The sequence below is a fragment of the Bradyrhizobium cosmicum genome (genome assembly GCF_032290525.1).
GTDB lineage: Bacteria > Pseudomonadota > Alphaproteobacteria > Rhizobiales > Xanthobacteraceae > Bradyrhizobium > Bradyrhizobium cosmicum_A.
Genome location: NZ_JASXTA010000014.1, coordinates 181,433 through 195,523 on the forward strand (window position 1 = coordinate 181,433; position 14,091 = coordinate 195,523).

13 protein-coding genes are annotated in these 14,091 nt (G+C 66.5%); 4 read left to right on the forward strand and 9 right to left on the reverse strand.

Going from position 1 to position 14,091, the window contains the following annotated elements; translation table 11 throughout:
- Positions 1 to 54: 54 nt before the first annotated feature.
- The 6 genes from QSV46_RS24655 to QSV46_RS24680 all read right to left on the reverse strand — a co-directional run bounded on the left by QSV46_RS24655 (position 55) and on the right by QSV46_RS24680 (position 6,040).
- Positions 55 to 1,287, reverse strand: coding sequence for a Zn-dependent hydrolase (locus QSV46_RS24655; protein WP_314957743.1), 1,233 nt, complete (start codon positions 1,285 to 1,287; stop codon positions 55 to 57).
- Positions 1,280 to 2,065 carry an ABC transporter ATP-binding protein gene (locus QSV46_RS24660; protein ID WP_314957744.1) on the reverse strand — a complete coding sequence of 262 codons (786 nt, stop codon included), beginning with the start codon at positions 2,063 to 2,065 and terminating at the stop codon, positions 1,280 to 1,282. Before QSV46_RS24660 ends, QSV46_RS24655 begins: the two co-directional genes overlap by 8 nt.
- Complete coding sequence (locus QSV46_RS24665; RefSeq protein ID WP_314957840.1) at positions 2,062 to 2,835, reverse strand: ABC transporter permease; 774 nt, start codon at positions 2,833 to 2,835, stop codon at positions 2,062 to 2,064. Before QSV46_RS24665 ends, QSV46_RS24660 begins: the two co-directional genes overlap by 4 nt.
- A 71-nt stretch (positions 2,836 to 2,906) precedes the next feature.
- On the reverse strand, positions 2,907 to 3,851 hold the full coding sequence (locus QSV46_RS24670) for an ABC transporter substrate-binding protein (protein ID WP_314957746.1): 945 nt from the start codon (positions 3,849 to 3,851) through the stop codon (positions 2,907 to 2,909).
- Between the two features lie 105 nt (positions 3,852 to 3,956).
- Positions 3,957 to 4,685, reverse strand: a complete 729-nt coding sequence (hutC, locus tag QSV46_RS24675; RefSeq protein WP_314957747.1) for a histidine utilization repressor — start codon at positions 4,683 to 4,685, stop codon at positions 3,957 to 3,959.
- Positions 4,682 to 6,040, reverse strand: coding sequence for a formimidoylglutamate deiminase (locus tag QSV46_RS24680; RefSeq protein WP_314957748.1), 1,359 nt, complete (start codon positions 6,038 to 6,040; stop codon positions 4,682 to 4,684). The genes hutC and QSV46_RS24680 overlap by 4 nt, the downstream gene beginning before the upstream one ends.
- Before the next feature lie 88 nt (positions 6,041 to 6,128).
- On the opposite strand from QSV46_RS24680, the gene hutI reads away from it, so the two are divergent.
- From hutI to hutU, 3 genes are read left to right on the forward strand one after another with little or no spacing between them, the layout of a single operon-like run.
- Entirely contained in the window at positions 6,129 to 7,343 is a 1,215-nt protein-coding gene (gene hutI, locus QSV46_RS24685) for an imidazolonepropionase (RefSeq protein ID WP_314957750.1), read from the forward strand.
- Entirely contained in the window at positions 7,328 to 8,899 is a 1,572-nt protein-coding gene (gene hutH / locus QSV46_RS24690) for a histidine ammonia-lyase (protein ID WP_409997208.1), read from the forward strand. The genes hutI and hutH overlap by 16 nt, the downstream gene beginning before the upstream one ends.
- A 28-nt stretch (positions 8,900 to 8,927) precedes the next feature.
- Complete coding sequence (hutU, locus tag QSV46_RS24695; RefSeq protein WP_314957752.1) at positions 8,928 to 10,595, forward strand: urocanate hydratase; 1,668 nt, start codon at positions 8,928 to 8,930, stop codon at positions 10,593 to 10,595.
- Positions 10,596 to 10,624: 29 nt separating this feature from the next.
- Here the strand turns inward: hutU and QSV46_RS24700 are convergent, their stop codons facing one another.
- Together QSV46_RS24700 and QSV46_RS24705 are read right to left on the reverse strand one after the other, a co-directional pair.
- Positions 10,625 to 11,719: a hypothetical protein gene (locus tag QSV46_RS24700; protein WP_314957753.1), complete on the reverse strand. Its 1,095-nt coding sequence runs from the start codon at positions 11,717 to 11,719 to the stop codon at positions 10,625 to 10,627.
- Positions 11,720 to 11,951: 232 nt separating this feature from the next.
- Entirely contained in the window at positions 11,952 to 12,239 is a 288-nt protein-coding gene (locus tag QSV46_RS24705; protein ID WP_314957754.1) for a hypothetical protein, read from the reverse strand.
- A gap of 153 nt (positions 12,240 to 12,392) precedes the next feature.
- Here QSV46_RS24705 and QSV46_RS24710 point away from each other — a divergent pair, with 153 nt between their 5' ends.
- Positions 12,393 to 13,202, forward strand: a complete 810-nt coding sequence (locus QSV46_RS24710; protein WP_314957756.1) for a substrate-binding domain-containing protein — start codon at positions 12,393 to 12,395, stop codon at positions 13,200 to 13,202.
- Here QSV46_RS24710 and QSV46_RS24715 read toward each other — a convergent pair.
- The gene (locus QSV46_RS24715) at positions 13,176 to 13,874 is read right to left on the reverse strand and encodes an ABC transporter permease (protein ID WP_314957757.1); all 699 of its coding nucleotides are present in this window, start codon (positions 13,872 to 13,874) and stop codon (positions 13,176 to 13,178) included. The two genes, QSV46_RS24710 and QSV46_RS24715, sit on opposite strands and share 27 nt — an antisense overlap.
- Between the last annotated feature and the right edge of the window lie 217 nt (positions 13,875 to 14,091).

Sequence of the window (14,091 nt, forward strand, 5' to 3'; positions counted from 1 at the left end):
CGTTCCGTCATGCGCAGTCACGATCGCCTGCGTGTTCGGCGGCGGAACCTCGTTCTAGCCGCCGAGTATCCGCCGGCAGGCATCGACGAACACCTGCGCGCCGGTGACGATATCGGCGTCGGCGGTGTTCTCGGTCCAGTGGTGGCTGATGCCGCCGATCGACGGCACGAACAGCATGCCCGCGGGCATGACGGTCGCGAGCATCTGCGCATCGTGGCCGGCGCCGCTGGGCATTCGCAGGGATCGTCCGCCGGCGAGCGCCTTGCTCGCAGCTTCGATCGCGTCCTGAAAGCCAGCGTCCATCATCGCGGGCGCGCCGGTGCGAATCTTCTCCACGGCGACGCGGCAGGGGCCCGTCGCGCCGGCCTCATCGGCCATCGTGCGCAGCAGCTCCTCGAGCCGCGCGATGACAGCCGGATCGTCGTCGCGAATCTGGAACAGCATTTCGGCGCCACCCGGAATGATGCTCGGCGCGCCCGGATCGAGCGTGATGCTGCCTGTGGTCCAGACCGTGCGCGGACCGCACGCGGCCGGGAAGCGCTCGTCGATCGCGACGCAGAACCTGGCCAGCGCAAGGCCGGCATCCTTGCGTGCAGCCATGCGGGTGGTGCCGGCGTGGTTCTGCTCGCCGACGAAATTGATCCGGTATTGCCAGATGCCGACGATCGAGGTCACGACGCCGATCGCAAGGCCGCCGCTCTCGAGCGTGTCGCCCTGCTCGATATGGGCCTCCAGGTATCCGACATGCCGCCCCGGCTCGGCGCCGATGCGCGCGCGTCCGGCGAGCCCCATGTCGGCGAGTGCGTCGCGCATGGTGCGGCCGCTGGTGCGGTCGCGCGCCGCGTCGATGTCGGCTTCGGTCACCTGGCGGACGTAAGAGCGTGAGCCGAGGAAATGGCCGAAATGGCCTTCCTCGTCGCACCAGGCGGCGACTTCGACCGCGCCTTTGAGCGAGGGATCGGCATTGAGCACGCGGGCGGCTTCGAGCGCATAGACGACGCCGAGCGGGCCATCGAGCCAGCCGGCGTAGTTCTGGCTCTCAAGATGCGAGCCCGCCAGCAGCTTCGGCCCCGGCGTTGCGCTGCTGCCGAAGACGTTGCCGATGCCGTCGATCTCGGCCGCGAGGCCGGCCTCGGGCAGCTTGCGCACCAGCCAGTCCAGCGATTGCCTGTGCGGTTCGGAGAAGGTCGGCTTGTGCACGCCGGTCTTGTAGGCGCCGATGGCACGAAGTGCATTGAGGTCGGCGAGAACGCGCTCGCCATTTGCGCGCGACAAAGTGTCAGGCATGTTCGGCGACCTTCAACGCCTCGGTGCGGATCTCCTCGACCAGCCGCTCCTTGAGCTGGACGAATTCGGGCGTGGTCTTGATCTTGTAGGAGCGCGGATGCGGCAGGTCCACATTGATCTCGGCCTTGATCCGGCCCGGACGCGCGCTCATGACGATGACGCGGCTGCCGAGGAAGATCGCCTCCTCGATGTCGTGGGTGACGAACAGCACGGTCTTCTGGTCGCGTTCCCAGATCCCGAGCAGCATCTCCTGCATCAGGGCGCGGGTCTGGTTGTCGAGCGCGCCGAAGGGCTCGTCGAGCAGCAGGATCTTCGGATCATTGGCGAGCGCACGGGCGATCGCCGTGCGCTGCTGCATGCCGCCGGAGAGCTGTTTTGGCCAATGGTTCTCGAAGCCGGACAGACCGACCTGGCGGATGAAGGCGTCGGCGATCTTGTTGCGTTCGTCCTGCGCCACGCTGCGCTCGCGCAAACCGAACGCGATGTTCTCGCGCACGGTCAGCCACGGAAACAGCGTGTAGGACTGGAACACCATGCCGCGATCGGCGCCGGGTCCGGTGACCTCGCGGCCGTCGAGCGTGACGCGTCCGCTGGTCGGACGATCGAGCCCCGCGACGATGCGCAGCAGCGTGGACTTGCCGCAGCCGGAGGGGCCGAGGATGGTGACGAAATCGTTGTTGCCGATGGTGAGGTCGGTCGGCTCCAGCGCCTTGGTCGGCGCGTTGCCGTGGCGCGCGGGGAAGGTTCGCGAGACCTGTTCGACCTTGAGGATCGTCATGCGAGCCTCCACGGGAACAGCCAGGCGTTGAACGCCTTGAACAGGAAATCCGAGAGAAGGCCGATCAATCCGATCACGATGATGCCGAAGATGATCTGGCCGGTGTTGAGCAGCGCCTGGCTGTCGGTGATCATGTGGCCGATGCCGGAGGACGAGCCGATCAGCTCGGCGACGATGACGTAGGTCCAGGCCCAGCCCAGCACCAGCCGCAGGATTTCAGCGATCTCGGGCGCGGAGGAGGGCAGCAGCACGCGGCGGATGATGCCGCGGTCGCTGGCCCCCAACGTATAAGCTGCTTCGACCAGGTCGCGCCGCGTCGTACCCACCGTCACGGCGATCATCAGGATGATCTGGAACACCGACCCGATGAAGATGACGAGCAGCTTTTGCAACTCGCCGATGCCGGCCCACAGGATCAAAAGCGGAATGAAGGCGGAGGCGGGCAAATAGCGCGCAAAGGAGACGAACGGTTCGAGGAAGGCTTCGACCGGCTTGTAGGCGCCCATCAATACGCCGAGTGGTATTGCGATGACCGCGGCCAGCACAAAACCGCCGACGACGCGCCAGATCGTCATGCCGATGTCGTACAGGAACCCTTGCTTGGCCAGCAGGTCGTAACCTTCCTGCATCATGGTCAGCGGATTGGCGAGGAAGGTTTTCGACACATGGCCGCCGAGCGTCGCCCAGGACCAGAGGGCAACGAACAGCACGAAGAACGCAAGGCCGTAAGCCACGCGCTGCTTCGAAGTCACGGGATCCAGGGGACGCATCAACGATCTATCCGGCGGTGAACGAGTTTGCCGGCCCCGCTGTGAGACGGGGCCGGCGGCTCTTAAGCGGTTTATTTGATGTAGCTCGCGTCGAAGAGGTCCTCGACCTTCGGCGCGGCCTTGATGATGCCGATCTCGAGCAGGAGGTCGGCGGCCTCCTTGTTGAAGGTCAGGAAATCGCCGGCGAAGAATTTTTGGTTCGCGGCCTTGTCCTGCCAGCGCAGATATTTCGCCGAGTTGCCGAACGCCTCGCCGCTCTGCTTCACGTCGGCGCCCATGATCTCGTAGGCCTTGGCCTGGTCCTTGGCGATCATGTCGAGCGCCTCGAAATAGCTGTCGGCGAGCGCCTGGGCGGCCTTCGGATTCTCGGTCAGGAATTTCGGCGTGCAGCCGAAGGTATCCATGACCATGGGATAGTCGAGCGTGGTCGCGATGATCTTGCCCTTATCGGGCGCGGCGCGAACCGTCGAGAGATAAGGCTCATAGGTCATCGCGGCGTCGTTCTGGCCGGAGACGAAGGCTTGCGCGGCCGCGGCCGGCTCGAGGTTCACGACGGTGACGTCCTTCACCGACAAGCCGTTCTTCTTGAGCATCCAGGCCAGCGCGAAATAGGGCGAGGTGCCGGGCGCGGAGGCCGCGACGGTCTTGCCCTTCAGCTCCTTGATCGACGTGACGTCATTGCGCACGGCCATGCCGTCGGCACCAAAACTCTTGTCGAGCTGGAAGATCTGCTTGGTCGCAACGCCGTTGGCGTTCCAGGAGATCCAGGTCTCGACGGTCGTTGCCGCGCACTGGACGTCGCCGGAGGCGATCGCGAGGTGGCGGTCCTTCTGCGGGATCTTCTTGATGGTCACGTCGAGGCCGTTCTTCTTGAAGATGCCGGCCTCCTTCGCCAGCGTCAGCGGTGCGAAGCCGGTCCATCCGGAGATGCCGACGCCGACCTTGACGTCGTCGGCGAGCGCGGGAGTGGATGTCGCGAGGGCAATGATTGTCGCAAATACTTTCGAACTACGCATGATTGTCGTCCTCTTGCCGATCGATGGATTGACGTCCTGTTGACCACTGTCGGCCCCAATGGACCGTTGCCCGAAGCGTTGCACGATTTGTGCCGACATACCCTCTCAGCCTCCCTTGAATCGGGCGACAAGGCGGTGAGAGTCACCGGGATAGAGCAGGCGCACTGCTGTGATGGTGCGCGCGCTGCGCCAGGTATAGCGGTCGATCACGAGACAGGGCGCGCCGACGGCGATGTCGAGCGCTTCCGCCGTGCGATCATCCGCGACGATGGCGCTGATCGTGTGCTCGGCTTCTGTCCATGGGACATGATGAAGCAGCCACGAGCCCGGCGGCTCGCGCGAGAAGTCCGCGGTTGCCGCATCCGGCACCGACGACAGATCGATCAGCCGGTCCTCGACGGCGAAGGGCACATTGTCGGCGCTGTGCCGGCAGGCGATCGCGACCACCTTGCCGGCTTTCTTGACGCCGAGACGGTCGCGGTCGGCCGCGGTCGCCGCACGCTGCTTGCGACCGATCAGCTCGTAGCCGTACGCGCGGCCGAGCGCAGTGATCTCGGCGCGCATGTCGGCGATCTTGAGCACCGCCGACTGATGTTGCGGCCGGCGCACGAAGGAGCCGGCCCGCCGCCGCCGCTCGATCAGGTCGGCTTGCGCGAGCTCCGACAGCGCTTTGTTCACGGTCATGCGCGAGCAGCCGTAACGGGCAACCAGCTCGTGCTCGAACGGAATGCGATGCCCGGGCGGCCATTCGCCGGTCAGGATGCGCTTCTCGATGTCGGCGCGGATGCGCTTATAGAGCGTCGGCTGGTCGGCCGCATCGGTGGCAAGGCTCATGCGACGAGCCTCCGAACGGACGCATTGAAGCGTTCGCGCGCGGCCTGTCGGAGGCTGTGCCTGCCGCCTTCGACGACCTTGTGGCCGCCGGCCCAGACGCAATCGATCGCGCCGCTGCCCGCGGCAAAGATCCAGCCGTCGATGGCGGCGTCGCGCTGACGTCCCGCCAGCGACGGGTGAGTGCCGTCCAGCGTCACAATGTCGGCGCGTGCACCGGCTACCAGGCCAACCGTCATCTGCGCCAGTGCCCGAGCGCCGCCCGCGAGCGCATGATCGAACAGTGTGCGTCCCGTCGACGCGCCCGCGCCGCCAGACAGCACGTTGCGTTGGCGATGCTTCAGCCGCTGACCGTATTCGAGCTGGCGCAATTCGTCGGTGATGCCGACCAGCACATTGGAATCGGTCCCGACACCGAATGCGCCGCCGGCATCGAGGAATTCGCGCGCCGGAAAGATGCCGTCGCCGAGGCTCGCTTCGGTGATGGGACACAGGCCCGCCACCGCGCCGGTCTTGGCGAACGCGGCGACTTCCTCGTCTGTCGTGTGGGTGGCATGGATGAGGCACCAGCGCCGGTCGAGAGGGGCGTGCTCCAGCAGCCATTGCACCGGTCGCCGTCCCGACCAGGCCAGGCAATCCTCGACTTCCTTCACCTGTTCCGCGGCGTGGATATGGACCGGCCCACCCTCCGCGAGCGGAAGTATCGCCGTGAGCTCGTCCGGCGCCACCGCACGCAGACTGTGCGGCGCGATGCCGATATTGGCGCCCGGTAGTCTTGCGATCGCGTTCCGCGACGCCGACATCAGCGCGGCGAACTGATCGACCGAGCAGATGAAGCGGCGCTGGCCGCCATGCGGTGCCGCGCCGCCGAAGGAGCCATGCGCATAAAAACTCGGCAGCAGCGTCAGGCCAATGCCGGAGGCTTCGGCAGCCTGCGCAATGCGCGCGGCCATTTCACCGCGGTCGGCATAGGGCGCGCCGTCGCGGTCGTGATGCAGGTAGTGGAATTCGCCGACGCGGGTAAAACCCTGCTCCAGCATCTCGACATAAAGCAGTGTCGCGACTGCGGCGACGTCGTCGGGCGTCATTGCCAGCGCGAAGCGGTACATTGTCTCGCGCCAGGTCCAGAAGGTGTCGGTGCTGTCGCCGCGCAGCTCCGCCAGTCCCGCCATGCCGCGCTGGAAGGCGTGGCTGTGCAGGCTCGCGAGCCCCGGAAGCGCGATGCGGTGGCGTTCATCGCCGGCGGCCGGCGCCACGCCCGGCGTCACCTCGGCGATCTCGCCGGCGGTGATCACCACCTGCACGTCATTTGCCCAGCCCGAGGGCAGGAGCGCGGAGGCGAAATGCAGTCGGGTCATGATTACACGCCGGCTGGACAGAACCGCCCCACGATTATATGTCTAGACATATAAGTCAAGCATCCCACCGCGAAGGGGATATACCCTTATGGCAGAGCGCTTCGACCGGATCTGGCATAACGCCCGGCTCGCCACGATGCGGGCCGACCATCGCGATCTCGGCGAGATCGAGCACGGCGTGATCGCCGCGCGCGGCAGCCGCATTGTCTATGCGGGCGCAGCGGCGGACTTCCCTGTTGATGCCGACGCGATCAAGCGGACGGACTGCGAAGGACGCTGGATCACGCCCGGCCTCGTCGATTGCCACACCCATCTCGTCTATGGCGGCAACCGCGCGCACGAATTCGAGTTGCGCCTGAAGGGCGCAAGCTACGAGGAGATCGCGCGCGCCGGCGGCGGCATCGTCTCGACGGTCGCTGCGACGCGCAAGGCGAGCGAGGCGGAGCTCGTCGCAAGCGCGCTGCCGCGCCTCGATGCGCTGATCGGCGAGGGCGCCACCACGGTCGAGATCAAGTCCGGCTACGGCCTCGACACCGAGACCGAGATGCGGCAGCTCGCAGCTGCGCGCAGCCTCGGCCGCCAGCGGCCGGTGGCGATCCGCACCTCGTTCCTCGGCGCACACGCGCTGCCGGTCGAGGCAGGGGGCGACAAGGACCGCTACATCGATCTCGTTTGCAACGAGATGCTGCCGGCCGTTGCGAAGGCCGGTCTTGCCGACGCCGTCGATGCCTTCATGGAAGGCATCGCGTTTTCCGGTGAGCAGACCGCGCGGGTGTTCGACACGGCGCGGAAGCTCGGGCTGCCGGTCAAGCTTCATGCCGACCAACTGTCGAACCTCGGCGGCGCCGCGCTTGCCGCAAGATTTTCCGCGCTGTCGGCCGATCATCTCGAGCACACGGATGACGCCGGTGCGGCTGCGATGGCGAAGGCGGGAACGGTCGCCGTGCTGCTGCCCGGCGCGTTCTATTTCATTCGCGAGACGCAGAAGCCCCCGGTCGATGCGTTCCGCAAGCACGGCGTGTCCATGGCGCTCGCGACCGACTGCAATCCCGGCAGCTCGCCGCTGACCTCGCTGCTGCTGGCGATGAACATGGGCGCGACGTTGTTCCGGATGAATGTGGCCGAATGCCTCGCCGGCGTCACCCGCGAGGGTGCGCGGGCGCTCGGCGTGCTGGATGAGACCGGCACGTTGGAGGCCGGCAAATGGTGCGACCTCGCGATCTGGGACATCGACCGGCCCGCCGAGCTCGTCTATCGCATCGGCTTCAATCCGCTGCACCGCCGGATATGGAGGGGGCAGTGACGAAACAGGATACGGCGATCGTCGTCAGACCGGGGACGGTCAGCTTCGATGATCTCGCCTGCGCGCTCGACGGTGCACCCGTCGTGCTCGATCCCGCGTTCTGGCCGGGTGTGGAGGCGGCCGCGGAGATCGTCGCGAAGGCGGCGCAGGCCGCCGCTCCCGTCTATGGGATCAACACCGGCTTCGGGAAGCTGGCGTCGAAGCGCATTCCCCCGGACCAGACCGCGCTGCTCCAGCGCAATCTCATCGTCTCGCATTGCTGCGGCGTCGGCCCGGCGACGCCCGAGTCGATCGTCCGGCTGATGATGGCGCTGAAGATCGTCTCGCTGGGCCGTGGCGCTTCCGGTGTACGCCGCGCGGTGATCGAGCAGTTGCAAGAGATGCTCGCGCGAGGCGTTTATCCGCTGGTGCCGCAGCAGGGATCGGTCGGCGCCTCCGGGGATCTCGCGCCGCTTGCGCACATGACCGCAGTGATGATCGGCGAGGGACGGGCGATCGTCGAAGGCAGGACCGTACCCGGCGGCGAGGCGCTCGCCGCCGCCGGCCTCGCGCCGCTGACGCTGGGTCCCAAGGAAGGGCTGGCGCTGATCAACGGCACGCAGTTCTCGACGGCCTATGCCATCGCCGGCGTGCTGCGCGCATTCCGCCTCGCCCGCGCCGTGCTCGTCACCGGCGCGCTGTCGGTCGACGCGGCGATGGCCTCAACGGCGCCGTTCCGCCCGGAAATCCAGGCGCTCCGTGGCCACCCCGGGCAGATCGCCGCGGCCGCGACGCTGACCGCGCTGCTTGAGGGCAGCGACATCCGCCTGTCGCACCTCGAAGGCGACGAGCGCGTGCAGGATCCCTATTGCCTGCGCTGCCAGCCGCAGGTCGCGGGCGCGGCGCTCGACCTGATCACCCAGGCCGCGCGCACCTTGATCGTCGAGGCCAACGCCGTCACCGACAATCCGCTCGTGCTGGTCGATACCGGCGAGATCGTCTCCGGCGGAAATTTCCACGCTGAACCCGTGGCCTTTGCCGCCGACCAGATCGCGCTCGCACTGTCCGAGATCGGCGCGATCAGCGAACGGCGCATCGCGACGCTGGTCGATCCCGCGCTGAATTTCGGGCTGCCGCCGTTCCTGACGCCCGACCCCGGCATCAATTCCGGCTTCATGATCGCGGAGGTGACGGCCGCCGCGCTCTACGCCGAGAACAAGCAGCGCGCGGCCGCCTGCTCGATCGATTCGACGCCGACCAGCGCCAACCAGGAAGACCATGTCTCGATGGCCGCGCATGCCGCGCGGCGGTTGTCCGACATGGCCGACAACCTCGCCGCCATCCTTGGCATCGAGCTTTTGGCCGCAGCTCAAGGCATCACGCTACGCGCCCCGCATGCGACCAGCGCGCCGCTCGCCGCCGTCATCGCCGTACTTCGCGAGCAGGTGCCGGCACTCGGCACGGACCGCTACATGGCCGATGACCTTGCCAGAGCGGCCGCGCTGGTCGAAGCCGACGCACTGCCCGCCGCAGCGATCGCAGCGCTTCCATCCGATCCTTTTCCAACGCTTGACTGAACAAGGCGCGACCAGAGAGGTCTTCCCCATGAACCGCCGACTGCACAACGACCGCATCATCCGCGCTCCCCGCGGCAGCGACATCAGCGCCAGGAGCTGGCTGACGGAAGCGCCGCTGCGCATGCTGATGAACAATCTCGATCCTGACGTCGCCGAGCGTCCGAGCGAGCTCGTCGTCTATGGCGGCATCGGCCGCGCCGCGCGCGACTGGGAGAGCTTTGACCGGATCGTGGCATCGCTGCGCAAGCTCGAAGGCGACCAGACCCTGCTGGTCCAGTCCGGCAAGCCAGTCGGCGTGTTCCGCACCCATGCCGATGCGCCGCGCGTGCTGATCGCAAACTCCAACATCGTGCCGCATTGGGCGACGCTCGATCATTTCAACGAGCTCGATCGGAAGGGCCTGATGATGTACGGCCAGATGACGGCCGGCTCCTGGATCTATATCGGCAGCCAGGGCATCGTGCAGGGCACCTACGAGACCTTCGTCGAGGTCGGTCGCCGGCACTATGGCGGCAGCCTCGCCGGCAAATGGATCCTCACCGCCGGCTTGGGTGGCATGGGCGGGGCGCAGCCGCTGGCTGCGACCATGGCCGGTGCGTCGATGCTCGCGGTCGAATGCCAGCCGAGCCGGATCGAGATGCGTTTGCGGACCGGCTATCTCGATCGCCAGGCCGCAACGCTCGACGAAGCGCTGGCGATGATGGCGGAAGCAGCACAGACGAAGAAGGCTATCTCGGTCGGCCTGCTCGGCAATGCCGCAGAGATATTCCCGGAACTGGTGCGGCGCGGCGTCAGGCCCGACATCGTCACCGACCAGACCAGCGCCCACGATCCGATCAACGGCTATTTGCCGAAGGGCTGGACGCTGGCCGATTGGGAGACCAAGCGCGCGACCGATCCGAAGGCGGTGGAGCGCGCCTCGAAGATTTCGATGGTCGAGCATGTCCAGGCCATGCTGGATTTCCATGCACAGGGCATTCCGACGCTCGACTACGGCAACAACATCCGCCAGATGGCGCGGGACATGGGCCTGAAGAACGCCTTCGATTTCCCCGGCTTCGTGCCGGCCTACATCCGTCCTCTGTTCTGCCGCGGCGTCGGGCCGTTCCGCTGGGCCGCGCTATCGGGCGATCCCGAGGACATCTTCAAGACCGACGCCAAGGTCAAGGAGCTGATGCCCGATGACAAGCATCTGCACAATTGGCTCGACATGGCGAAGGAGCGCATCAAGTTCCAGGGCTTGCCGGCGCGGATCTGCTGGGTTGGTCTCGGCGATCGCGATCGCCTCGGCCTTGCCTTCAACGAGATGGTGGCGCGCGGCGAATTGAGGGCGCCGATCGTGATTGGCCGCGATCATCTCGACAGCGGCTCGGTGGCGAGCCCGAATCGCGAGACCGAGGCGATGAAGGACGGATCGGATGCGGTGTCCGACTGGCCCCTGCTCAATGCGCTGCTCAATTGTGCCAGCGGCGCGACCTGGGTCTCGCTGCACCATGGCGGCGGCGTCGGCATCGGCTATTCGCAGCACGCCGGCATGGTGGTCGTCGCCGACGGTACGCCCGAGGCCGCAAAGCGGATCGCACGCGTGCTCTGGAACGATCCCGCCAGCGGCGTCATGCGCCACGCCGATGCCGGCTACGACACCGCGATCGACTGCGCCCGTGACAAGGCTCTCGATCTGCCAAGCCTGCCCTGAACGGCCTAGCGCCCGATCAGAAGAAAGGGTCAGGCGGGCGCGGCCTGGCGTTCCCGCACCGGCTCGCGAGCCCGGTCGCCGTTCCGTGGTCCGGCTAGCTGCGTAAAGCTGCGATGGCTCGCCGGCGCGGGCGCTTCGACGATCACGCCTTCGCAGACGATCTGTCCGCCCAACATCCGAAATTCCAACTTGTCGTAGCGCGGCATGGTCTCGCCGAGTGCGGGCGGCAGCAGCTCGACGCGCCCCTGGATGTTCAGTGTGGCACTGCCGGCGCCGTGAAGCCGCGGATTCCACATCCTGATCCCGGTCTCCGCCCAACGCTGCCGGATCAGCGTGGCGCGGTCGACGGGTTCGGTGGCCTTTGCGCGAGGCTTCGGCGCACTACGGACTTCCGAAGCGGGAGACTTAAGGACCGGCTCCGGTTCGGCATTCGTGACGACGTTCGGGGCGACGGCGCAAGCACCCTCCGCGGCGATCGCTGCGACCACGACAGGATCGGGGACCGGCTCGATCTCCATCGCGGCGCTGGGGAGCGGAGCGCTGTCGATGCTGCTCTCGGTAACTTCTTCCGTTGAGATATCGCTCGCGGCGAGCCCGACGCAGGCGTCCTCCATGACGGCCGGATCGACATCCGGGACGACGACGGAGGACGGATTGTCGTTGACGACGAGAACCGGAGCACCGACCGGAGCGATTTCGATGTCGACCGGGGCGACAGGCGTCCCCTCTGCGACGACGGGCTCAGGAACGACGGGCTCGTTCTCGACCTCGACCGGCGCGACCGGAACCTCTGCGGCGACGACCGGTTCAGCGACTGCCGGCGTGTCCCGGTATGGATCGTCGCTGGCGCTGAGGTCAGCGGGTGCAGCCGACCGGCTTTTCGCGACGACGGCAATGCCGGTGTCATCCGCTGCGACCGAAGCCGCGACCTCGTTGCCGGCGTGCAATGGGTCGGCGCTGATATCGCCGTCGAGAGCCGGGGCGGCTTCCGTGATAGCGGGTGAGTCGTCGGCATCGCGCACAACGTGGTCGATGCTGCCGCCGTGCGACGAGGGCCGAAGCCGGGTGAACGCCCATTTCACTGCGGGAATGCGGCGCAGCAGCGATATCAGTCTCGAAAGCACTGGGAGTTGTCCAAGAGGTACTCGGCGTGAGGCAATCGCTGATTCGCCAGCAATGCGAAAAACTGCCCCGGTCGTCACATCTATGTCAATGTGGGTGGGACCAATTGCAGAACATCCAGGCATCGAACGCGAATGGCGGCTGCACCACGGCGCTTTGCCTGGGATGAGCGACGTCGACGAGACCGGCTTGGCAACGGGCTGGCTATTCCCCTCGGAGTTCTCGGTGGTTCGGCTACTTCCCGGAGCCCGCACCTCCGCCGGAGCCCGCACCACCGCCGGCCTGGCTGCCCATGTTATTCGTGTTGCTGCCGCCTGATGGAGGCTGTGTGCCCTTGCTGTCGCTGGCCTCGTTCTGCATGTTCGACGATTTGCCAGTCGTCATACCCTTGGTCGCGGGGCCTCGTGAGGACTGCCCGACCTCGCCTTGACCGGATGCGCCCGGAGCGGGTTGTGTCTGGGCGAAAGCGCCGCCGGTTGCCAGAGCCATGATGCAGGCTGATGCTAAAATGATTTTCTTCATGGGATTCTCCCTGGTGCTCCCTCTGCGACAACCGGACCACGGCGATGACGTTCCTCGGCTGCGGCACGATTGGGTGCATCGATCCTTGGGGTTCCCTGCGCCGTCCGCCTGAATTAACTTGGAACACCCGATATCGACTATGAGGACGACGCAATGAGGAAACTTGCGGCCATCGCAGCGGTTCTGGCCTGGTCGGCAAGCGCATCCGCGCAAGATCGCACCATCACCGTGGCCTCGACGACCTCGACCGAACAGTCGGGGCTGTTCGGCCATTTGCTGCCTTTGTTCTCGAAGACCGAGGGGATCGAGGTGAAGGTCGTTGCCGTCGGCACCGGCCAGGCGCTCGACATCGGGCGCCGCGGCGATGCCGACGTGGTGTTCGTCCATGACCGGCCTGCCGAGGACAAGTTCATCTCCGAAGGGCAGGGCGTGAAGCGCTTCGACGTCATGTACAACGACTTCGTCATCGTCGGCCCCAGAAGCGATCCCGCGAAGATCGCCGGCGGCAAGGACGTCGGGGATGCGCTGCGCAAGATCGCGGCGGCGAAGGCGCCGTTCATCTCCCGCGGGGACAAGTCCGGCACGCACGCCGCGGAGCTGAGATTGTGGAAGGAGGCAGGCGTCGACATCGGAGCCGGCAAGGACGCCTGGTATCGCGAGATCGGCCAGGGCATGGGCCCGGCGCTGAACATGGCGTCGTCGTCGAACGCCTATCTTCTCTCGGACCGCGGCACGTGGCTATCGTTCAAGAACAGGGGCGAACTCGCCATCCTGACCGAGGGCGACAAGCGGCTGTTCAACCAGTATGGCGTCATGCTGGTGAATCCGGCCACGCATTCGAACGTCAAGGCGAAGGACGGGCAGGCCTTCATCGACTGGCTGGTCTCGCCGAAGGGGCAGGACGCGATCGCCGGCTACAAGATCGGCGGCGAGCAGCTATTTTTCCCCAACGCGTCCCACTAGCAGGAAGGCGACGGTCGACACCGCGACGCTGAGCGCGAGCAGGATCAGTCCGAGCCCGAGCGCCAGCGGCAGGTCGCCCTTGCTGGTTTCCAGCGTGATCGCGGTCGTCATCGTGCGCGTGAAACCGCGGATGTTGCCGCCGACGATGAGGATGGCGCCGACCTCGGCGATCGCACGCCCGAACGCCGCGAGAAACGCCGTCAGCAGCGAGGTCCGGCCGAGCGCGAACAACAGGCCGATGCTGCGCAGCGTCGAGAGTCCGTCGATCCGCGCGAGATCCGCATACTCCGCCCACAGCAGGCTCGCCGGCCGGTGCACCAGCGCGACCACGATGGGCGTCGCGAGCAGCGTCTGCGCGATCACCATCGCCGCTGGCGTGAACAACAGGCCGGCCGCGCCGAGTGCGCCGGACCGCGACAGCAGAAGATAAAGCGCCAGCCCGACCACCACCGGCGGAAGGCCGAGCAGCGCATTGGTCAACACGATGATGACCTGCCGGCCGCCGAAGCGGGTGATCGCAAGCAGGGCCCCGATCGGCGCGCCGATCAGCAGTGCGATAATGCTGGCAGTCAGGCTGACACGGACCGACAATGCCACGATGCCGAGCAGCTCGGCGTCGGCTTCGCCGATCAGCGTGAGGGCGGCGCCGATGGATCGCGCGAAGTCGTTCATCCGTGCCTGAACGTCGCTGCCAGCCGGAATGCCTCGGGTACGTCACGTCCGGGACTGTGGAGCCGTTTCACGTATGATTCCCTGCGCGTATCCTGGTGCAAAGCAGCGGCGCCCTCGCGTTCCGCAGGCGCTTTGTGGCTCTGCCTGCCGCAGGGAGGCTTTCCCCGGGGCAGGCCCGTCACACAATACTCACGTGGAGCGGTTTGGAAACCGAATT

Coding starts and splice junctions, on each gene's coding strand:
- hutI (WP_314957750.1), top strand. CDS start 6,129: ATGGCAGAGCGCTTCGACCGGATCTGGCATAACGCCCGGCTCGCCACG.
- QSV46_RS24655 (WP_314957743.1), bottom strand. CDS start 1,287: ATGCCTGACACTTTGTCGCGCGCAAATGGCGAGCGCGTTCTCGCCGAC.
- QSV46_RS24710 (WP_314957756.1), top strand. CDS start 12,393: ATGAGGAAACTTGCGGCCATCGCAGCGGTTCTGGCCTGGTCGGCAAGC.
- hutH (WP_409997208.1), top strand. CDS start 7,328: ATGGAGGGGGCAGTGACGAAACAGGATACGGCGATCGTCGTCAGACCG.
- QSV46_RS24670 (WP_314957746.1), bottom strand. CDS start 3,851: ATGCGTAGTTCGAAAGTATTTGCGACAATCATTGCCCTCGCGACATCC.
- QSV46_RS24705 (WP_314957754.1), bottom strand. CDS start 12,239: ATGAAGAAAATCATTTTAGCATCAGCCTGCATCATGGCTCTGGCAACC.
- hutC (WP_314957747.1), bottom strand. CDS start 4,685: ATGAGCCTTGCCACCGATGCGGCCGACCAGCCGACGCTCTATAAGCGC.
- QSV46_RS24715 (WP_314957757.1), bottom strand. CDS start 13,874: ATGAACGACTTCGCGCGATCCATCGGCGCCGCCCTCACGCTGATCGGC.
- QSV46_RS24660 (WP_314957744.1), bottom strand. CDS start 2,065: ATGACGATCCTCAAGGTCGAACAGGTCTCGCGAACCTTCCCCGCGCGC.
- QSV46_RS24680 (WP_314957748.1), bottom strand. CDS start 6,040: ATGACCCGACTGCATTTCGCCTCCGCGCTCCTGCCCTCGGGCTGGGCA.
- QSV46_RS24665 (WP_314957840.1), bottom strand. CDS start 2,835: ATGCGTCCCCTGGATCCCGTGACTTCGAAGCAGCGCGTGGCTTACGGC.
- hutU (WP_314957752.1), top strand. CDS start 8,928: ATGAACCGCCGACTGCACAACGACCGCATCATCCGCGCTCCCCGCGGC.